Source organism: Bacillus sp. FSL M7-0791 (assembly GCF_038627085.1).
GTDB lineage: Bacteria > Bacillota > Bacilli > Bacillales > Bacillaceae > Bacillus > Bacillus safensis.
Genome location: NZ_CP152022.1, coordinates 184,709 through 205,057 on the forward strand (window position 1 = coordinate 184,709; position 20,349 = coordinate 205,057).

Annotated in this window: 18 protein-coding genes and 1 pseudogene; 18 read left to right on the plus strand and 1 reads right to left on the minus strand. The window is 40.6% G+C overall.

Features of this window, described 5'->3' with window-relative positions:
• The first annotated feature begins 203 nt into the window (after positions 1-203).
• From cdaA to MHI08_RS01135, 14 genes and pseudogenes are all read left to right on the plus strand, one after another.
• A complete protein-coding gene (gene cdaA / locus MHI08_RS01070) occupies positions 204-1,025 on the plus strand; it encodes a diadenylate cyclase CdaA (protein ID WP_008344027.1) in 822 nt (273 codons plus the stop codon).
• Positions 1,018-2,445, plus strand: a complete 1,428-nt coding sequence (locus tag MHI08_RS01075; protein ID WP_342499898.1) for a YbbR-like domain-containing protein — start codon at positions 1,018-1,020, stop codon at positions 2,443-2,445. Before cdaA ends, MHI08_RS01075 begins: the two co-directional genes overlap by 8 nt.
• Positions 2,446-2,470: 25 nt before the next feature.
• Positions 2,471-3,817: a phosphoglucosamine mutase gene (glmM, locus tag MHI08_RS01080; protein WP_041106095.1), complete on the plus strand. Its 1,347-nt coding sequence runs from the start codon at positions 2,471-2,473 to the stop codon at positions 3,815-3,817.
• A gap of 574 nt (positions 3,818-4,391) precedes the next feature.
• Positions 4,392-6,194 carry a glutamine--fructose-6-phosphate transaminase (isomerizing) gene (glmS, locus tag MHI08_RS01085; RefSeq protein WP_008360582.1) on the plus strand — a complete coding sequence of 601 codons (1,803 nt, stop codon included), beginning with the start codon at positions 4,392-4,394 and terminating at the stop codon, positions 6,192-6,194.
• A 316-nt stretch (positions 6,195-6,510) separates the two neighbouring features.
• Complete coding sequence (locus tag MHI08_RS01090; RefSeq protein ID WP_211043967.1) at positions 6,511-7,428, plus strand: DUF2726 domain-containing protein; 918 nt, start codon at positions 6,511-6,513, stop codon at positions 7,426-7,428.
• A gap of 201 nt (positions 7,429-7,629) precedes the next feature.
• Complete coding sequence (locus MHI08_RS01095; protein ID WP_056768504.1) at positions 7,630-7,821, plus strand: PLD nuclease N-terminal domain-containing protein; 192 nt, start codon at positions 7,630-7,632, stop codon at positions 7,819-7,821.
• Between the two features lie 15 nt (positions 7,822-7,836).
• Positions 7,837-8,754, plus strand: coding sequence for an ABC transporter ATP-binding protein (locus tag MHI08_RS01100; protein ID WP_342499899.1), 918 nt, complete (start codon positions 7,837-7,839; stop codon positions 8,752-8,754).
• Positions 8,751-9,515 carry an ABC transporter permease subunit gene (locus MHI08_RS01105; protein ID WP_342499900.1) on the plus strand — a complete coding sequence of 255 codons (765 nt, stop codon included), beginning with the start codon at positions 8,751-8,753 and terminating at the stop codon, positions 9,513-9,515. The genes MHI08_RS01100 and MHI08_RS01105 overlap by 4 nt, the downstream gene beginning before the upstream one ends.
• A 115-nt stretch (positions 9,516-9,630) precedes the next feature.
• Complete coding sequence (locus MHI08_RS01110) at positions 9,631-10,023, plus strand: RidA family protein (protein ID WP_024424440.1); 393 nt, start codon at positions 9,631-9,633, stop codon at positions 10,021-10,023.
• Between the two features lie 228 nt (positions 10,024-10,251).
• Complete coding sequence (locus MHI08_RS01115; RefSeq protein WP_133744681.1) at positions 10,252-10,974, plus strand: ABC transporter ATP-binding protein; 723 nt, start codon at positions 10,252-10,254, stop codon at positions 10,972-10,974.
• Positions 10,967-12,388 (plus strand): sporulation killing factor system integral membrane protein, encoded by a 1,422-nt coding sequence (skfF, locus tag MHI08_RS01120; protein WP_342499901.1) that lies wholly within the window; start codon positions 10,967-10,969, stop codon positions 12,386-12,388. The genes MHI08_RS01115 and skfF overlap by 8 nt, the downstream gene beginning before the upstream one ends.
• A gap of 19 nt (positions 12,389-12,407) precedes the next feature.
• Positions 12,408-12,928, plus strand: a pseudogene (locus MHI08_RS01125) (HEAT repeat domain-containing protein).
• Complete coding sequence (locus tag MHI08_RS01130; RefSeq protein WP_342499902.1) at positions 12,928-13,353, plus strand: TlpA disulfide reductase family protein; 426 nt, start codon at positions 12,928-12,930, stop codon at positions 13,351-13,353. The pseudogene MHI08_RS01125 and the gene MHI08_RS01130 overlap by 1 nt, the downstream one beginning before the upstream one ends.
• A 16-nt stretch (positions 13,354-13,369) precedes the next feature.
• Positions 13,370-13,492 (plus strand): hypothetical protein, encoded by a 123-nt coding sequence (locus MHI08_RS01135; protein ID WP_342499903.1) that lies wholly within the window; start codon positions 13,370-13,372, stop codon positions 13,490-13,492.
• 133 nt (positions 13,493-13,625) lie between these two features.
• Here MHI08_RS01135 and MHI08_RS01140 read toward each other — a convergent pair whose 3' ends face one another.
• Complete coding sequence (locus tag MHI08_RS01140) at positions 13,626-16,634, minus strand: amino acid adenylation domain-containing protein (RefSeq protein WP_342499904.1); 3,009 nt, start codon at positions 16,632-16,634, stop codon at positions 13,626-13,628.
• A 318-nt stretch (positions 16,635-16,952) separates the two neighbouring features.
• Here MHI08_RS01140 and MHI08_RS01145 point away from each other — a divergent pair, with 318 nt between their 5' ends.
• The 4 genes from MHI08_RS01145 (at position 16,953) to MHI08_RS01160 (ending at position 20,090) form a co-directional block, all read left to right on the plus strand.
• A complete protein-coding gene (locus tag MHI08_RS01145) occupies positions 16,953-18,080 on the plus strand; it encodes a DUF418 domain-containing protein (protein WP_342499905.1) in 1,128 nt (375 codons plus the stop codon).
• A 168-nt stretch (positions 18,081-18,248) separates the two neighbouring features.
• Complete coding sequence (locus tag MHI08_RS01150) at positions 18,249-18,620, plus strand: GntR family transcriptional regulator (protein ID WP_056768488.1); 372 nt, start codon at positions 18,249-18,251, stop codon at positions 18,618-18,620.
• 5 nt (positions 18,621-18,625) lie between these two features.
• The gene (locus tag MHI08_RS01155; protein WP_098677710.1) at positions 18,626-19,501 is read left to right on the plus strand and encodes an ABC transporter ATP-binding protein; all 876 of its coding nucleotides are present in this window, start codon (positions 18,626-18,628) and stop codon (positions 19,499-19,501) included.
• Positions 19,485-20,090, plus strand: coding sequence for an ABC-2 transporter permease (locus MHI08_RS01160; protein WP_098677709.1), 606 nt, complete (start codon positions 19,485-19,487; stop codon positions 20,088-20,090). The genes MHI08_RS01155 and MHI08_RS01160 overlap by 17 nt, the downstream gene beginning before the upstream one ends.
• Positions 20,091-20,349 lie beyond the last annotated feature (259 nt).

The window sequence follows — 20,349 nt, forward strand, 5'->3', positions numbered from 1 at the left end:
AGAGCAGTCTCTAAGGGGGCTGCTCTTTTTCTATACATTGGCGGGATTCACGCATACTAGCAACTCAGCCAGATATGGCAACTATTTTCCTTGCTGAAACAAAATGTGGTATAATAGCCACGCTATGTATTGATACATAGGCTATTTTTATATTAAAAAATGCATCAAACGAAGAATAACTGAAAATTCTGGAGGACGAGGAAATGGCTTTAGGGGATATTCCTTTTTTGCAGTACCTCGGTAATGCTGTTGATATTCTCGTTGTTTGGTATGTGATATATAAATTAATGATGGTCATCCGCGGAACAAAAGCGGTTCAGCTTTTAAAGGGAATTGTGGTCATTGTTCTCGTCAGGATGGGAAGTGCGTATCTCGGTCTTAACACACTTCAATGGCTGATGGATCAAGCGATTACGTGGGGATTCCTTGCGATCATTATTATTTTTCAGCCAGAGCTAAGGAGAGCGCTTGAGCAGCTTGGGCGCGGCCGTTTCTTCTCAAGAAGCGGGACACCTGTAGAGGAACAGCAGCAGAAAACGATCGAGGCAATTACAAAAGCAATTAACTATATGGCAAAACGGAGAATTGGCGCGCTGCTGACAATTGAGCGCGATACCGGAATGAATGATTACATAGAGACAGGAATTCCTTTGAATGCAAAGGTGAGTTCAGAGCTGCTCATTAACATTTTCATTCCGAATACACCGCTTCATGACGGTGCTGTCATTATGAAGCGGGATGAGATTGCAGCTGCAGCTTGTTATTTACCACTGTCAGAAAGCCCTTTTATCTCTAAGGAGCTTGGGACGCGTCATAGGGCGGCAGTTGGGATAAGTGAAGTGACAGACAGCTTAACTGTCATCGTTTCTGAGGAAACTGGCGGCATTTCTGTCGCAAGAAATGGTGATCTCCACCGAGAATTGACAGAAGAAGCGCTTGAAGAAATGCTGATTGCTGAATTTAGTAAGAACAGCAAAGATGCTTCCTCGACCAAATGGTATTGGAGGGGCAAGAAAAATGGATAAGATTTTGAATAATCGCTGGGCCGTTAAGCTTCTTGCATTGGTCTTCGCTTTATTGCTGTATGGTGCAGTCAATTCAGCGCAAGCGCCCACGCCGAAAAAAATCGGTGAATCCTTTTTCCCAACATCGACGACAGATGAAGCAACTTTAACCGACATTCCTGTTAAAGCGTATTATGATGACGAGAAGTACGTCGTCACTGGTGTGCCGCAGACAGTCAATGTCACGATTAAAGGATCAACTAGTGCTGTGAAAACAGCAAGGCAAACAAAGAATTTTGAAATTTATGCAGACATGCAGAACTTATCGACAGGTACACATAAAGTGGAGCTGAAGGCAAGAGATGTATCGAAGGGACTCACACTATCGATTAATCCATCTGTGACGACTGTGACGATACAAGAAAAAACGACAGCTGAATTTCCTGTTGAAACCGAGTTTTATAATCAAAATAAAATCAAAGACGGCTATTCACCTGAACAGCCCATTGTGAATCCGAAAAAGGTCACAGTTACTGGATCAAAGGACGTCATCGACAAAATTTCTGTCATTAAAGCTTTTGTGAACTTAGAAGATGTCGATCAGCAAATTGAAAAAGAGGCGAAGCTCACTGTGTATGATAGCAGCGGGAATGAGCTGCCAGTTGAAGTAAGTCCGTCCGTGGTGGATATTACGGTCCCAATCTCGAGTCCAAGCAAAAAGGTCCCTTTTAAAATTGAGCGGATGGGCAGCTTGCCAGAAGGGATCAGCATCTCAAGCATTGAGACAAGCCCGAGTGAGGTCACAGTGTACGGCTCTCAAAAGGTGCTGGATGCCCTTGATTTTATTGATGGCGTCAAGCTGGACCTAAGCAAGATCAAAGATGATACGGAGATTGATGCCGATATTCCCCTGCCAGATGGTGTGAAAAAGGTATCACCCGAAACCGTTAAGATCAAAGTGAAGGTTGCAACAGCTGAAGAAAAAAAGATCGATAATGTACCGATTTCTGTCGTGGGTTTGAGCAAGGATCTCACTTCTGATTTTGTGAGCCCCTCTTCTGGACGGCTCACGTTAACAGCAAAGGGATCAAAGAGTGCGATTGATAAACTAAAGGCTTCAGATGTTGAAGCCTATATCAATGCAGGGGACTTGAACGAAGGAACCCATGAGGTCAAAGTTCAAGTAAATGGTCCTCAAAATGTGACTTGGACATTATCGAGATCAAAGGTCAAAGTGAAACTCACTTCTACTGATACAGAGGATCAGCCGGCTTCGACGAATGATCGGAAGGATCAAAAAGACCAACAAGATCCATCAACTGATGACGATGGTCAGGGTGAGAAGAGTAAAGAAGAATCCACACAAGATAAAGCAAAGAAAGAATCGAGTCAAAGACAGCGGGTCAAAGAAGATAAAAAAGAGGACGAAGCGTCCTCTTGAATGGTAAAAAAGGAGCGATTGAAACATGGGCAAGTACTTTGGAACTGATGGTGTAAGGGGTGTAGCGAATAGCGAATTAACGCCAGAGCTCGCATTTAAAGTTGGGAGATTTGGCGGCTATGTGCTCACGAAGGATAAAGAACGTCCAAAGGTACTCGTTGGTCGAGACACACGTGTATCTGGTCATATGTTAGAAGGAGCGCTTGTTGCAGGCTTACTTTCAATTGGAGCTGAAGTGATGCGTCTAGGTGTGATCTCAACACCTGGTGTGTCTTATTTAACGAAGGCAATGGATGCTGAAGCGGGTGTCATGATTTCTGCTTCACACAATCCAGTTCAAGACAACGGCATTAAATTCTTCGGCGGTGACGGCTTTAAGCTGTCAGATGAACAGGAAAACGAAATTGAGCAGCTGATGGATCAGCCAGTCGATCAATTACCACGCCCAGTTGGAGCCGATCTTGGAACGGTGAACGACTACTTTGAAGGCGGTCAGAAATACTTGCAATTCTTAAAGCAGACAGCGGACGAGGATTTCACAGGTATTCACGTGGCGCTTGACTGTGCACACGGTGCAACCTCTTCTCTAGCGACACATTTATTTGCAGATTTAGATGCTGATGTGTCTACAATGGGAACATCTCCAAATGGATTGAATATCAATGATGGTGTAGGCTCCACTCATCCAGAGGCACTTTCTGCTTTTGTGAAGGAGAAGGGTGCAGATATTGGTCTTGCGTTTGATGGTGACGGTGACCGTTTAATTGCAGTCGATGAAAAAGGTGAGATCGTAGACGGCGATCAAATTATGTACATATGTGCACGTTATTTGAAGGATGAAGGCCGATTAAAGGATGACACCGTCGTGTCAACGGTTATGAGTAACCTTGGTTTCTATAAAGCGCTTGAGAAGCAAGGCATTAAGAGCATTCAAACAGCTGTTGGTGACCGCTATGTGGTCGAAGCGATGAAAAAGGATGGCTATAATGTCGGCGGCGAGCAGTCAGGTCATTTGATTTTCCTTGATTATAATACGACAGGTGATGGCATGCTTTCTGCGATCATGCTTGTGAATACGCTCAAAGCGACAGGGAAAACATTATCAGAGCTTGCAGCGGAAATGGAAAAGTTCCCGCAGCTTTTAGTGAATGTGAAAGTGTCTGATAAATATAAAGTAGAAGAAAATGAAAAAGTAAAAGCGGTGATCCAAGAGGTCGAAAAAGAGATGAATGGTGACGGCCGTATCCTAGTTCGTCCATCGGGGACAGAGCCGCTTGTACGTGTCATGGCAGAGGCGAAAACAAAAGAGTTGTGTAATGAATATGTGGCTCGAATTACAGCTGTTGTGAAAGAAGAAATGGGTATTGAGTAATAGATGAAAGCAAACCGCTGCCAGCGGTTTGCTTTTTTTCGAATAAACGACATAATTGGATGGATCTATACGAATGATATAAGCGAGGGCAACTTGAAGCTGCCTTCATACATAGGGAGCACATCAAAGGTAGAACGTGACAAGCCTCATCGCATATAGTGTATGGAGGTCTCACTTTCTCAAATGAAGGGGATCACCCGCTAAATTGTGATTGACGGAGGTCAGACCTTATAGTACAATCATCCTTGTGTTATTGGATTTTTATTCTATGAGGAAAGGCAGGGTAGATGTTCAGAAACTCTCTTATAATTATAGCGCCCGAACTAAGCGATCGGACGAAAGATGCTTAGTTGACGAGGATGGAGGTTATCGAATTTTCGGCGGATGCCTCCCGGCTGATCAAAAAAAGAGATCACAGCCGTAAGTGTTTCTTTAAACCAAAGAGGTGACTCTTTGTACAAAGGGAATACACATGATCTCCCAAAATAAACATGTAGAGAGGGACGAAGAAATGTCCCTTCTATTTTAGTAGGCTTTCTTTGTCCCTTTCACATGATCGGGAGGAAGAATATTTATGTGTGGAATCGTAGGTTATATTGGTCAGAATGATGCGAAGGAAATCTTATTAAAAGGTTTAGAGAAGCTTGAGTACCGCGGGTATGATTCAGCAGGTATCGCTGTGGCAAACGAAGAAGGCGTGCATGTGTTCAAAGAAAAAGGACGTATCGCTGAGCTTCGTGAAGTCGTGGATGCAAACGTAGCATCTTCAGCAGGAATCGGACATACACGCTGGGCAACACACGGTGTACCAAGCCATCTAAATGCGCATCCGCATCAAAGTGCTTCTGGCCGTTTTACGCTTGTTCATAACGGTGTCATCGAGAACTATGTACAATTGACACGCGAATATTTACAAGACGTCACACTAAAAAGCGACACAGATACAGAGGTTGTTGTTCAAGTCATCGAACAATTTGTAAACAGAGGTCTTGATACAGAAGAAGCTTTCCGTCAAACGCTTCTTCAACTAAAAGGCTCTTACGCGATTGCTCTTTTCGATAACGAAAACAAAGAAACAATCTATGTGGCGAAAAACAAAAGCCCATTATTGGTTGGTTTCGGCGAAGATTTCAACGTTGTGGCTTCTGACGCAATGGCGATGCTTCAAGTAACAAACGAATATGCGGAATTAATGGATAAAGAAATGGTCATTGTTACTAAAGACGAGGTTATTATTAAAAACCTTGACGGTGATATCATGACACGTCCTTCTTATATCGCTGAGCTTGATGCAAGCGACATTGAGAAAGGCACATATCCTCACTACATGTTAAAAGAAACGGATGAACAGCCGCTTGTTATGCGCAAAATCATCCAAGAATATCAAGACGAAAACGGCAAACTGTCAGTCGCTGGCGATATCGCAAGCGCGGTAGCAGAAGCAGACCGCATTTACATTGTGGCTTGCGGAACGAGCTACCATGCTGGACTTGTTGGTAAACAATACATTGAAGACTGGGCAAAAGTACCTGTAGAAGTCCATGTAGCAAGTGAATTCTCTTACAACATGCCGCTTCTATCGAAAAAGCCGTTGTTCATCTTCCTTTCTCAATCTGGAGAGACTGCGGACAGCCGTGCTGTACTTGTTCAAGTCAAAGAACTTGGTCATAAAGCATTAACGATCACAAACGTACCAGGATCTACGCTTTCTCGTGAAGCGGACTTCACATTGCTTCTTCATGCAGGACCAGAAATCGCAGTGGCTTCAACAAAAGCCTACACAGCACAAATCGCTGTACTTGCAATCCTTGCATCCGTTGCAGCTGAATTAAATGGTCAATCTCTTGACTTTGATCTTGTGAAAGAGCTTGGTATTGTCGCAAACGCAATGGAAGCCCTTGTGGATCAAAAGGATGAAATGGAACAAATCGCTCGTGACTTCTTCACAGTGACACGTAACGCATTCTTTATCGGAAGAGGACTTGACTATTATGTGTGCCTTGAAGGTTCACTAAAACTAAAAGAGATCTCTTACATCCAAGCAGAAGGCTTTGCTGGCGGAGAACTCAAACACGGCACAATTGCTTTAATTGAAGAAGGCACACCGGTCATTGCTCTTGCAACACAAGAGCACGTGAACCTCAGCATTCGCGGTAACGTCAAAGAAGTCGTTGCACGCGGAGCAAACCCATGTGTCATTTCACTAAAAGGCCTAGAAGACGAAGGCGACCGTTTCGTCCTTCCAGCTGTACATCCAGCACTTGCACCACTTGCATCTGTTGTCCCATTACAGCTGATCGCTTACTACGCAGCCCTTCACCGCGGGTGTGATGTGGATAAACCACGTAACCTTGCGAAGAGTGTGACGGTGGAGTAGGTTTCAATAAAATCGGATTTTTGATACCCCTTTAGATATCGTTTCTAAAGGGGTGTTTTTGTGTCAAGTTAATATTGTATATAAAAGTAGATGAGGTAATGTTTGACTTAAGAAATCTTTAATTTAAATCGGTATTAATTCAAATGAGCTTTTACAACACCCATTTATCAGAGTAAAAACACTTTCTTGAAGACTTTTTATGTATCAAATGTCTCTGGAAATTCGACTAATGAGAATAAAAATAAATATAGCTTTTAACCTTTAACTGAGGGGATATTATAAAAGGATTTTTATACTTAAAGTCGAAGAGTCATACATGAATTATTTATTGATTTATATAATTGTGTGCAAAAAAATTACTGAGAGGATAAGAGGAATAGTGAACAAGGAAATATTTAATAAATATGAAAATATAACTTATGAAAGAATCAATAAAGTTTGTAAAAACGTTAATACTTCTGTATTTCCAAAAGTAAGGCTAGCAGATATTTTTTCTATTACGAAGAGTGGAATCTCAAATGAAGAGTATTCTTTTGCCTTAAAATCACACTTTGATTTTACTGTCTATGATAACAAGACGTTTCTACCATTATTTTCAGTTGAATTTGATGGGAAATATCATAGAACAGAAACTCAAAAATTTCGGGATGATATTAAAAATAGACTAGCAGATAGATTTGATCTTCCTTTATTGAGAATTAACTCTCGGTATTTAGACACAAAATATCGTAATCTTGATCTTTTGAGTTGGTGTGTTGATGTTTGGTTTTTAGCTGAAGCCTTCTATAAAGCACAAGAGAATGGGACAATTCCATATGATGAACCATTTTCTCCTGAATCAATTTATTCCATAGGTGATAAAAAAGAAAAGTTTCCATTATTTTTGAGCTTTGAGATAAGAAATGAGATTAGAAAGCTTTCTGAACAAAAAAAAATCAAAAGTCTAATTCCGAATGTTTGGATTGGCAAGGATGAAAAGGGAAATTATTACGGGGTTAGCTGGTTGTATATAGACGATGAGAAGGGTTTAATTACAGTTAGTGGCATGAAGGCACAGAGATTTCCTATATCTGAAAGTGAATTATTAGAGGAGATAATGATATTTGATTTGTACGAACAGTTGGTAGAATTTCTTGATAATAAAAGAAAAAGTATTTTAAATCAAGAAATATCTAAAAGAATTAATCATTTTGAGAAAAAGTATCGATTAGCAATATTTAGTGTTGGTAGTTAATAAGTAAAAATTTGTAATTTATAAATAAGGATAGAGATTCTTTAACAAGCAAGCCCAGTGAACTAACCTTCACTGGACTTTTTTATATCTTATAGATCGTTCGACCAATAAAAATAAAATCCATTTGAACGAATTCACTCTTCATGTCGTCAAAAGAAGTAATACCAAAACAAATTGGCGTTTGAAAAGGGAGTGGCGTGGATGGATATGAAGATGATATTACCTCTTATTTTGCTGCAAGCGATGTTGATGGTGATTGGTTTGTTTGATTTGTTGAAAAGAGACCCATCGAGAATCAGAGGAGAGTTGAAATGGGTTTGGGCGTTGGTGATCGTGTTTGTGGCGAGTGTCGGTCCTATTGTCTATTTGATTTTTGGTCGTAAATCATCTTAAAAGGGGGGGATTTGCTTGAATATGCTGGAGTGTCATGGGCTGACGAAATCGTATGGCCCGAATAAAGTGTTAAAAGATGTTTCGTTTTCTGTTGAGGAGGTTGGATGTATTGGCTTTTTAGGTGCCAATGGAGCGGGGAAGACAACAACGATCCGGATTCTCACAGGGCTTGCTCGTCCTACGTCTGGGGTCGTGAAGGTGGCAGGTTTGGATGTCACAAAGGAGATGGATCAAATCAGTCATGTGATAGGGTATTGTCCGCAGCATCCTGCATTTTATCAGGATATGACGGGGCAGGAGTGGATGCATTGGGTTGGCGGGTTATTTCATTTAGAGAAAAAAATCATTCGCTCCAAAACAGAGGAGCTGTTGAAGCTTTGTGGTGTGTATGAGGCGAAGGATCGTGCCATTGGCAGCTATAGTGGAGGCATGAAGCAGAGGCTTGCCATTGCGCAGGCACTGATCAACAGCCCGAAGGTTCTCATCTTGGATGAACCTGTGTCTGCACTTGATCCCATGGGGAGAAAAGACGTTCTGACATTGATTGAGCGTCTGAAACAAGAGATGTTGATCTTTATGTCGACCCATATTTTAGATGACATTGAACGTGTGGCAGATCATATTATCATGATCAACAGTGGCAAAATTGAGATGTCTTCTTCCATGAAACAGATCAAAGAAGACTATATCCAGCCAGTGATTGAATTTCAATTAGAACAACAGGATACGAAATTAGTGGCTTTGTTAAAAGAGCGGGATTGGGTAGAGGAATGCTTTGAGACAGGAGATGCTTATCAGGTGCGAGTGAACGATCAACAAATAGCATTGAAGGAGCTGCCTCGTCTCATCACTGAATCTGGCGGTGTTCTTCTCCATTATCGACTATCTAAGCTGACGCTTGAAGATATTTTCATGAAGGTTGTGAATGCATGATGATGTTGAAAAAGGAATTTAGGGAGTTATTCACTAGTTATAAAATGTTGTTTGTGCCAATCATTTTTACGATTTTAATGATTACGCAGCCTATTACGCTCAAAATGCTGCCGGATCTTCTATCGAAATCAGCTAATTTACCTGAAGGATCTACATTTTACATACCAGAGCCAAGTGCAGGAGAGGCTTTGGCAAGTGCATTGAGTAAATTTGATTCGCTAGGTGTGTTTATCCTGATTATGATCGTGATGGGGGCGATCGCTGGAGAGCGTGCCTCTGGAGTGACTGCGATGATTATGGTGAAACCGATCAGTCGAACGAGTTACTATGTCTCGAAAATATGCGCCTATGCCTGTTTGACTTTGTTTAGTTTGGTGGTGGCGGTGCTTGTCTCTGTTTATTATGTGGACATTCAATTTGGGCATGTGGATTGGGTCAATGTGTTAAAAGGAACACTTCTTTATTATCCAAATTTATTGCTGATTGTGGTATCGACCATTTGTGCTTCGACGTTCTTTCAACGTTCTGTCACAGCTGGCGGTGTGTCGCTTTTGATCAACCTTATTCTGTTTACCGTCCCTTCATTTTATGAAGAGACATTAGGCAAGTTTGCGCCTAAAGGCGTGACAAGTGCAGCCGAAGAGATGATTCATAAAGGGACTTATTCGGATCAGGCACTTACAAGTTTTCTAGGTGTATCGGTATTGATTGTTTTCTTTTTTCTCATCGGATGGTTTCTTTTTAGAAAACAAGAATTATAGCAGCCTGTTGCGATTGTTTCTGAAAGTTTACTATGAGCATAAAAATCTGAATACGGTTGAAAATTTGATATGATGAGAAAAATTGACTGTATTTTCAGAAAAGGGGTTTTTATTCATGAGAACATCACGTAATCCTGAGACCATTCACCCGCCACTTGCCCCATATACCCATCAAATAGAAACAACTGGACCACAGCGGTGGTTAACTCTATCAGGTCAAGTGGGGATGGAGGCGGATGGAACAATTCCTGAGAGCCCGTTGGAGCAGCTAGAGCTAGCGTTAGAGAATGTGAAACGAAATGTAGAAGCGGCAGATATGGCTGTGGAAGATATAACGAAACTAGTATTTTATCTCGTTGGAGAGTTCGATGCTGAGAGCAGGAAACAAATTATGGGGCAGTTTTTAGGCGATCATCTGCCTTGTATGACGATGATTTATGTGGTGGCTTTGGCTTCACCTGCTTTAAAGGTTGAGGTGGATGCTTGGGCGTGTCAGGAGATGGTATAGGGTTAATAGATAAAAGATTGGGATGCTGCCACCCAATCTTTTTTTATTTTGTACATAAACTATTTTCTTTTTCCGTTGTATATAGAATAGATTACCTCATTCCTATTACCTTGTTATTCTCTATATGGTAATATTAGGGTTAGTGAATAGTGGGTCTAATGACATTCGTTTTTAATTTTAACACACCATAGATAAGCATACATCACTCTAATCAAAGGGAGAGATTTGATGCCGTTCATGGAGGTTCAGAATGTAAGCAAGCGATATAGCAATGGTGATGGGATAGAGGGTCTGTCATTTTCCATCGAAGCAGGTGAGGTTGTGGCGCTGCTTGGGCCTAATGGTGCCGGGAAGACGACAACGATTCGATGTGTAACAGGTCTATATAAACCAGATGGAGGGGAAATTCTCATAGAGGGTTTCCCGCCTGGTCATGCCCATGTCCAAAAACAAGTAGCTCTTATTCCTGATCAGCCGTATTTGTATCCAGACTTAACCGCTGCTGAACATGTTCAATTCCGTGCTCGTGGATATCATAAAGGCTTAAAACAGATCAAGGAAAAGGTATATGAAGCGTTGAAAGAAGTACATATGGAAAAGAAGATGAATGAACTGTGTGGAAGGCTGTCAAGAGGCCAAAAGCAGCGTGTCGTCTTAGCAGGAGCCATTGTTCAAGATGCCTCCCTTTTTATATTAGATGAACCGACTGTCGGGTTAGATATTCCGTCTAAACAGTGGCTGTCGGATTGGCTGAGACAAAAAAGCAGTCAAGGTGGGGCGGTCTTTGTGTCGACTCATAGTCTGGAGTTCGTTCTCGATACAGCCAGCAGGGTGGTATTGATTCGAGACGGTGCCATCATGAAGAGTATGGATGTTCCTCAAATAAAGGAAGAACAGGTTGAGTGGAGGGCAGAAGTTATTCAACTTTTGGGGGAGTGGTCAAGTGAATAACACACTCTCCCTTTTATGGATGAAATCTCAAAGGCGCTTGATCAGTAAAAATCAAGAAAAGAAAATGCCTTTTCTGATCTTACTTCTTTTCATAGCGGCAATTGGTTTTCAGCTAAGTGCAGTTTCAAGTATGGGTGATTGGGATACAAGTGCAACAGGATGGATCATTGTCTGTTTGTTTGTTCTTTATACGGGTTTTGGTTTGTTTACGAATCGGCTGCCTAGTCAGATGAACGATATCATTTGGTTATATGGAAATGGCGCTTCTTTATGGACGGTTGTTATCAGTGTGTGGATGTATCACATTTTCTGGCGAGGGGCTCTTCTCATTATCTCTGCTTTGGCTGCGGACCTTCTTCTGTTTTTTATGACGCAGCAGTATCCGTTTCTGCTTGGCAAATCACTCATCCTGACAGGGCTGTTATGTTTGGTCGAAACTTGGATGATTGCGGTGTCTTGTGCCAGAACCATTCAAGTATACAAGCGTTTGCTCTTACTCGGTTTTGTCTTGATGTTTTTCAGCTTTGCACTACTTGTTTTGAATCAATTGGTGATGAAACAGCCTTCATTGATGAACATTGCTGATTCTTTGATGTTTCAAGCTGGGCGTATGATCGAAGAGTTCTCCATTCTTTCTGTCTTCATTTTTATTGGAGTGATGTTCCTATCTTTCATGATGATGTACAGGGCTAGTCATCATTTAGAGATGAAGGAGTCTTTAGTCAAAGAGGCAGTATTTTGGGAGGAATTTGAGGGGAAACAAATTCAATCAAGTCCAATCGTTCAAAAAAAGGGCAATACGTGGTGGGGACTTCCGGCATTAACGGGCATTTGGGCTTTTCTTTGGATTGAATTATTGCTGATAAAAAAGTATATGATTTTCCATGTACTATCTACTATGCTGTTAATTGGTACTTACTATGTCGTCTTTACTTATTTTTCAGATTGGCTGAATCTATTCTTGATCGTCATCGCTGCATCCGTTCTTTTTAGTTCATATTATGCAGGGATTGTAAGACACGCACAAACAGGAGTGCTCTACCTTTTTCCAGGTGCTTTATATCAAAAAATCATTCTGTTAGAAGTGTTTCAAACCTTTTGGCTGTATGCTTTCTACTTGCTTTCTCTTTATTTGGTTGAGATTCAGGATGTATTGTATTGGACCTTATTTGGTGGAGGAGTTTATATATGGTTTTTGGCCATACGGCTCTTTGCCTTTATGCAGCCTCTGAGAAGAGAAAGGAGTTTTGCTTTGGCCGCCTATTATCGATCATTGCTATTTGCGTTTGTGATCAGTGCGATGGTCATGATTAGCATTCATCTCATCACTGATGGCTTGTTGACTACAATTGTATCCCTAGCGGCTGGGGCTGGATTTTATGTGTTTTGTTATCGATACCGTGCGGTTCATTAAAAAGAGGAGTTGATTGTAAATGAAACCAGAAAATAAGCTGTCTCAATCAGTTCAACAATTGGCCAATACAAATGAAGTAACGATCGTTCAAGCAATGGGGGAATTGAGAAAATCAGGAAAAGATGCAGTGCCCGTGCTTGTTGAAGCTTTAAAAGAAAAAGGTTCTCTTCGGAACATTGCAGCAGCTGTACTTGGTGAATTTGGAGCAGATGCGGGGGACGCAGCAGAACCGCTAGCTCGGCTATTAGAAAGTGACGAAGAAGATACAAGAATGGCCGCTGCCATGTCACTCATGAGGATTGGTCAGCCTAGTCTGCCATTTCTTCTGCCATTAGCGAAACGTTATGAGGGACCTACTTGTTTTTGGGCATCATGGTGTATTTCTTGGATTGATCCATCAAAAATCGAAAAAAACATGTACGAGTGCTTAAAACAAGAACAAGAAAATCCTATCCAACAGGCAGCGTTACTCCTTTTGCTGCTGAGGAAGCATTAGGAAAAATCATCGCCTTTCAGTTAAAAGATAAGGGGGATGAATAGTGGGAACGCAGAAACTCAACTGGCCTGAGAATCTACCTTGGATTTACCCTTCAGATCAAAGGAGTGTACCTAAGGGACAGCATCAGCTTCTTTATTTTTGGTCCGTCAACTGTCCTCATTGTGAAGAATTAACCAATCATATTCTACAACGTGTGAATGAGCTGGGTATTCATTTAACCTGTGTCCATGTTCCATATACAGAAGAGGAAAAATCGGTAGATGTTGTTTCAGAGTATGCAGAGGAGAAGAATATGACCGATCCCATTGTTTTGGATCAGGATTATGAGATTGTTGCAAAGTATAAGATTCAAGGATTACCTAGCTTTTGCCTCATAGATCAAGAGGGGCAGTTAATAGATCGGAAAATGGGAGATACCGGCTGGGAAAGAATATTGAAAAAGTTAGAAAAACATTCAATTGGATAAATAGTGGAGGAGAGTGTTGTTTCAATCAAACAAAGAATTAAAAAGAAACATCATTTTTTTCGCAGGTGTTGGAGCGATGTTGCTGATTTTAATGATGCTGAAATGGCTGCCGATTTCAGCAGACTGGGAAATGCGTTGATTTTGTTTTATGTGAGGCGTGTGCTTTGGAAAGAGGAAAAAGATCATAAGCCATGAGTTTAAGTGGAATGAATAAAAGATTGGATTCAACATCCAATCTTTTATCTTAAACACAAGGTTATATGGGAATGCTTTTACTGCCTCAGAGCAGCGTTGGAATCTATTTTCTCTAAAAATCCAATGTCCTCCATATACTTGAAATAGCGTTTGATTAATTGATCATCCATCTGGGGATAGATGATTCCATGTGCTTGGAGAACTGTTTGAGTATTGGTTGAGTCAAAATGCGCCATGTTTTCGTAAAGTTCCCAGATTGTTTTGTTTCGTTCTACCTTTTCAGTGAGCATTGGTAGAAATGGCGTAAGGGCGTTTCTAGCGTGTTGGCTGCTTACCTTAATGAGTCCTTCTACCCAATCGTCATAGGCTTTCTTTTCTAATGGATAGCCTATTTTGTCAGTGATTTTTTGGAAAAATTCACCTAATTCCATGCTTTCTTTTTGAGGTGGGACGAGGTGATAGGCTTTGCCGAAGTTGGCTGGATCTTTGCATATGGTTGTAATGGCTTTTGAGACAAAGTCGACGGGTACGAATTCTTTTCGTTGATTCGGCAGCTCACCGTACGCCTTTAGCTGTATGCATCCTTTGATCAGTCTAGCCATGTAATCCTCTGTATTATGAACGCCTGTTTGGCTGTCGCCCATGATGAAGCCTGGGCGAAGGACTGTGATAGGCACGCCGCGCTTTTTTGCTTCCCATATGATTTTTTCTGCAGCCCATTTGCTTTGAGAGTACCCAATATCCTTTTCCACAATAGGAAGATAAGCATCGATGGGTGTATCTTCAAACAGAACGTTTGTGCCATCTAGATACCCGGCAGGTCCAAATATGGCAATGGTCGATAGGAAATGAACAGGCTTTACCTGTTCTGTGCAGGCGAGTTTGATGATATTTTCTGTGCCGGTGACATTTGTATCCTTGTGCATGTGATAGGGCTGAACATAATTGACTTTTGCTCCATTGTGATAGATGGCATCAATGGTTTGGGCGAGCTGTTGAAATTCATCTGCTGATAGCCCTAGTTTAGCCTTGTCCAAGTAACCTACAATCGGCTTTAGTTGTTTCATATAATGTTCATTCCATAGATGATATTTCTCCATATTGACTTGTATTCTCTGAAGCGCGTGCTGCTTGTCTCTTGCTCTGACGACACAATAAATTTGAATGGAGGGATTCATCTGAACAAGCTCTTTAATGAGATAAGCACCTAGAAAGCCGGTTGCTCCTGTTAATAAGACGGCATTCTGTTGAAATGAACTAGATTGGAATGGTTGTTTCGGTTGAATTTTTTCATTTAAAAAGCCTTCTGATTTGAGCTGTTGTTTCGTCTTAGGTGTTTGCTCTTGTAGCATACAATTCATTTGCTTGATGGTGGGATATTCATAAAGGGTGCTGGCAGGTAGTTCAACGTGTAATGTTTCCCGCATACGCATTAAGGTTTTTGCTGCAAGGATGGAGTTTCCTCCTAAGTCGAAGAAGTGATCATTTGTGCCAATTGGCTCTACCTTTAATAGATCTGTCCATATTTCACAGAGTGATTCTTCGATTCGATTGGTTGGTGCGACATATTCAGTTTGCAGGTTTGGCCGGTCGAAATGCTGTTTTGGTAGTGCCGTTCGATCTATTTTCCCATTTGTGGTCATAGGGAAGTCTGTCAAAAGAACATAATGGGCAGGACGCATGAAATCAGGGAATGTTTGCTTTGCATAAGATTGAATGGTAGTTAGATCCCATGTTTTTTTATTGGACGGAATGATATATGCAATTAAGCGTTTATCCCCAGGTGTCACCTCTGAGGCTGTTACCAAACAGGATTTGACACTTGGGTGCTGGATCAGCACATGTTCAATCTCGCTAAGCTCAATACGGAATCCTCTAATTTTGACTTGGTCATCCATTCTGCCAATATATTCAATGAGACCATCTGGTCGTTCTCGAACAAGATCTCCTGTTTTGTAGTAGGTTCTTCCATCCCGTTCGATGAAACGTTCTTTTGTCAGGTTTTCTCTTCGCCAGTACCCTAGTGCTAACCCATTTCCTGAAGTGATAAGTTCCCCTATTTGTCCTTGTGGGACAGATTCACCTTGTTCATTTGTGATGTCTATGATGGTTCCTGCTACAGGCCTGCCAATCGGTATACTGACTTGGTCATCCCATGTGTTGGGCAGTTGAAAGGTTGTTGTGAAAATGGTGTTTTCTGTCGGTCCATAGCCATTAATAATGGTTGTATTTGGGATGTTTTTTAATGCTTGTGAAACGACATGAGAAGACATGACATCTCCACCAGATACGATGTATTTCACTGATTTGAGCTCGTTCAGATGTGACTCCATCATCAAGTTGAACAATCCAGTTGTTAAAAAAAGAATCGATACATCAAAGTCTTTAATGGTTTGACTGACGAGTTCAGGAGTCAGCTTTCCAGAATGAGGAATAGCTAGTGTTGCTCCATTTAATAAAGCGCACCATATTTCAAATGTAGAGGAATCAAAAGAGATGGTAGACAGTAATGCCAACGTATCAGAAGAATCAACGGGTAGAAATGATGGCTGATGTGTTAGGTGCATAATACATCTATGTGTAATGACTACACCTTTTGGTTTGCCTGTTGTGCCAGAGGTATACATGATGTATGCGGGATCAGAAGGTTTGATATCAATGACCGGATTGGACGATGATTGCCTAAGAATGTGACGTTTTTCTTTATCTAAGTAGATCGTAGGAATATGCAAGGAAGCCAGGCTTGGAGTGTCATGTGATGTTGTGAGTAAAAAGGATAGTTCGGCATCTTCCATCATAAATTGAATACGCTCACTAGGGTATTGCATGTCTATAGGCACATAAACAGCTCCTATTTTGGTGATAGCCAGAATAGAGACAATCAATTGCGGTGATCTTTCTAAGGCTAGGCCGATATGAGAAGCTTTCGTTACACCCATGCTGATCAGATAATGAGCAAACTGGTTACTTTGTTCTTCAAGTTCAGCATATGTAATGTTCTGATGGACGCACGTTAAAGCTGTATGGTGTGGTGTGTGAGTGGCGTGGTGTCTGACGATATCACATAAATGTCGAGTGTTCATCATGATATTCCTCCTCTAGAGTTTGATAGATTAGGAAAGCGATTCTTAAATCCCCCCAAGTGTATATGATGAAATATTTGATGTCAATGAGGAGAATATTCATAATAAAATGTAAAATTTATATAATAATTGAAAAAATAAGCATATATATTGTGCTATATAGATATAAAATAGGCGAAAATTGAACCTTAAGATAGGGTGGATTCACTGATGGGATGAGCGATTACTTTTTTATTAGAAATATATATACGTATTTCGAAAAAAATTGGTAAAATATATAGGTGTGTCTCAAATTTGTTAAATTTTTAAGGAGCTGTCGTGTTGAAGGGATCTAGGGTTGAGTTGATTGATAGTTTACGTGGTTTTAGTTTATTAGGTATTTTGATCGTGAATATGCTTAATTTCCAATATGATTATGATTTTGAGAAAATGTTTGATTCGAGTTTTTGGGGACAGGAATTCGGTGTATATCTAACGGAAATTTTGTTCCAAGGGTCTTTTTATCCGATTTTCTCCTTTTTATTTGGGTATTCTTTTATCAAGCTGATTGAATCGACGAAGGCTAAGGGACTAAATACGAATGCCATTGTCGTTCGCCGAGGGTTTGGTCTGATTGTGCTTGGGATGCTGCATTACATCTTTATTTGGAATGGTGACATTCTTCTTTATTATGGAGCTTGTATGTTTTTCTTAATGTTGTTTTTGAGCAGCCGGATCAAAACAATACTAATTTGGTCGGGTGTGTTAGGTGCATTGTCATTAGTCGTTTCGCCATACATGATGAAACTTGTTTATGGGACTGATGAATTATTAACTGATGTGTATGCGAAAGGTGCTTATGGAGATATTTTGCTCAGCCGAATTACGGTTGAAGACGATATGCTGATTGTGACCGTTATTCTGGCGATCGTGACTATTACGCTTATGCCGATATTAGGTTTTCTTTTTGGTACCATCACGGTTGGTCCTTTTGCACTGCTTGGTATGGCCATTGGAAAAAAAGGACATCTGACAGAAGAAGATCGAGGAATGGCCTATCGAAAAGGCTGGGTGTGGATGATTGTGATCGGGCTTGCGCTAAAATGTGCGACGTTCATTGATGCTCCTTGGAGTGAATTGGTGATTACGCTGGGTGCCTATGTGCTGACGATTGGGTATATTCAAGCCTTTATTGTTTTCTACTATTCGAAGGCAGCCCAAGGTTTCAAACGCCTGCTTGCAGGGCTTGGCCGTTTGTCTCTCTCAAACTATTTGGCGCAGTCGATTATTTGTACAACGATTTTCTATTCTTATGGACTTGGCCTATTTGGACAATTGGGGTCAATGTTTGGGCTGCTGCTTGCTGTCGGACTGTACACAGCACAGCTGTTCATCAGCTATCTCTATTTGAAAAAATGGAGAAGAGGTCCTGTGGAGTGGCTTATGGGCAAATGGGTATATTGGAAATAAAGCATTTTGTTAAAGAACCGCATGGCTTAAGGGCTGTGCGGTTTTTTATTTTAAAAAAATGAGGAGAATGTTTTTAAAATGGTTGAATATTCTTTTAGTGTGTATATAATGTATATATAGTGTATATACAATATTTTGTTTCAACTATCTGAAAAAAGAGGTTTTTATATGCAAATTACGATTTCAAACCATTCTAAGGAGCCTATCTATGAGCAAATTACGAATCAAATCAAATCGATGATTTTAACAGGTGAGCTTGAAGAAGGTGCAGCACTGCCGTCTATTCGAAAGCTGGCGAAGGATCTACAAATTAGCGTGATTACAACAAAGCGAGCGTATGAAGAGTTAGAGAAGGCGGGATTTATTTATTCGATTGTCGGCAAGGGATCATTTGTTGCGGAACAAAACCTAGAAGTGATGAGAGAGAAGAAATTGAAGGTGATTGAGGAACAGCTTGGAGCGGTTGTCACAAACGGGAAAGAATTAGGCTTATCTTTTGATGAATTGCAGCAGTTATTAAAGTTCTTATATGAGGAGTGAGATGAGTGGAGCATGTGATTGAATTCAAAGGAGTAACGAAACGATTCAAGGACTTTTCCGTTCAGGATCTTGATTTACAGGTCAAGAAAGGTTTTGTCACAGGGTTTATTGGAGAGAATGGAGCGGGTAAGTCGACCACCATTAAAATGATCATGAATTTGTTAAAGCCCGATTCAGGTGACATCAAGGTTTTTGGATTGGATTATCATACTCATGAAAAAGAGATTAAGGAACGAATCGGATTTGTTTACGATGCTAATGTTTTTTTCTCAGGGTTGAATTTAAAGGACATCAAACGGATTGTGGCTCCTGCCTATAAACGCTGGGATGACCAGCTTTTTAATCAATATATTGAAAAGTTTGGTCTGCCGCTGAATAAAGCGATCAAAACATTTTCAAAAGGGATGCAGATGAAGGCGTCACTTGCGATTGCGCTGTCGCATCATGCAGAGCTGATTATCATGGATGAACCAACTGCTGGTTTAGATCCGGTTTTTAGAAGAGAGCTGCTCTGCACGTTACAGGAATTGATGATTGATGGAAATCGGACGATTTTTTTCTCGACGCATGTGACGACTGATTTAGACCGGATCGCGGATTATATTGCGTTTATACAAAATGGAAGATTGGTCTTTCAACAGTCGATTCATGAAGTGGCAGAAAGTTATGCGCTTGTGAGAGGGAGCCTGGAGTTGTTGGATCGAGACACAGAAAAGGCGTTTATCCATATTCAGCGTACATCAGCAGGTTTTGAAGCATTATCAGATCGAATTGATGAGGTGAAACTTATTTTTGGGGATGCTGTTGTGATTGAACCGGCGTCGCTTGAGGATATCATGTTTTATTTGAAAGGCGGGGTTGCGCATGTTTCATTTAATTAAGCGTGATGTGATTTTGCAAAAGAAGCAGTTACTTATTTTTATTCCGTTTATCTTATTTTTTATTTTCATGGATGTCCATCCAGTATTGACGTTTATAGTCGCTAGTGTCTTCATTCCATTTAACACATATGCGTATGATGAAAAGGCAGAAACGAATATCCTATTAAATTCTTTGCCTTATACCCGGAATGAAATTATTGCCTCCCGTTATCTTGGTGCCGTTTTTTATATGGTCATTTCGATCGGGCTGACAAGTGCTGCATTACTTGTGTTTGGGAAACTGTTTTCGCTGTCAGATATTGCGATTGGCAGCGGGTTGTTTTTATTGTTCGCGGCGTGTACGTTTCCATTGTTTTATATCTTAAAGCCTGGTTATATCACAACGGCAGTGATCATTGGCTTTATCGTATTATCTGCTATGGGACCGCCTGTTGTTCTCTATTTAGCAGAGCAATTTAGTGGGTTCACTAATTTTATTATGAATTTATCGATCCCTGTTTTATATACGGGGTCAGCTGTGCTGATTATGCTCCTCTACTTGTTGTCTTGGGGACTTTCTACTGTGATTTACCAGAGGAAAGTGTTTTAGGAAAGCAATTGCCGAAGTTCCTATAAATTTACAGTTTGAGCTTAGAAGACCGTGTGAGCGGTCTTTTTTTGAAGATTTTTCTGGTTATTGATTATATCAATATAAAATAATTTGAACTTACTTTTATGTCAGAATATTTTGTTAATAGTGTTTTCCTCAAAAAAACAATTGTTTTTTAAGGGTAGATTTATTATGATAATATACATCGAAAGATTGATGTTTCTCAATCAGAATGAAAATTCTGATTTTTATTTTTTAT

Excerpts from the sequence above, each read along its gene's own strand:
- MHI08_RS01105 (WP_342499900.1), top strand. The coding sequence starts at position 8,751 with ATGATGATGTTGAAAAAGGAATTTAGGGAGTTATTCACTAGTTATAAA.
- MHI08_RS01090 (WP_211043967.1), top strand. The coding sequence starts at position 6,511 with ATGAATTATTTATTGATTTATATAATTGTGTGCAAAAAAATTACTGAG.
- cdaA (WP_008344027.1), top strand. The coding sequence starts at position 204 with ATGGCTTTAGGGGATATTCCTTTTTTGCAGTACCTCGGTAATGCTGTT.
- MHI08_RS01150 (WP_056768488.1), top strand. The coding sequence starts at position 18,249 with ATGCAAATTACGATTTCAAACCATTCTAAGGAGCCTATCTATGAGCAA.
- MHI08_RS01110 (WP_024424440.1), top strand. The coding sequence starts at position 9,631 with ATGAGAACATCACGTAATCCTGAGACCATTCACCCGCCACTTGCCCCA.
- MHI08_RS01140 (WP_342499904.1), bottom strand. The coding sequence starts at position 16,634 with ATGATGAACACTCGACATTTATGTGATATCGTCAGACACCACGCCACT.
- MHI08_RS01115 (WP_133744681.1), top strand. The coding sequence starts at position 10,252 with ATGCCGTTCATGGAGGTTCAGAATGTAAGCAAGCGATATAGCAATGGT.
- glmM (WP_041106095.1), top strand. The coding sequence starts at position 2,471 with ATGGGCAAGTACTTTGGAACTGATGGTGTAAGGGGTGTAGCGAATAGC.
- glmS (WP_008360582.1), top strand. The coding sequence starts at position 4,392 with ATGTGTGGAATCGTAGGTTATATTGGTCAGAATGATGCGAAGGAAATC.
- MHI08_RS01160 (WP_098677709.1), top strand. The coding sequence starts at position 19,485 with ATGTTTCATTTAATTAAGCGTGATGTGATTTTGCAAAAGAAGCAGTTA.
- MHI08_RS01095 (WP_056768504.1), top strand. The coding sequence starts at position 7,630 with ATGGATATGAAGATGATATTACCTCTTATTTTGCTGCAAGCGATGTTG.
- MHI08_RS01075 (WP_342499898.1), top strand. The coding sequence starts at position 1,018 with ATGGATAAGATTTTGAATAATCGCTGGGCCGTTAAGCTTCTTGCATTG.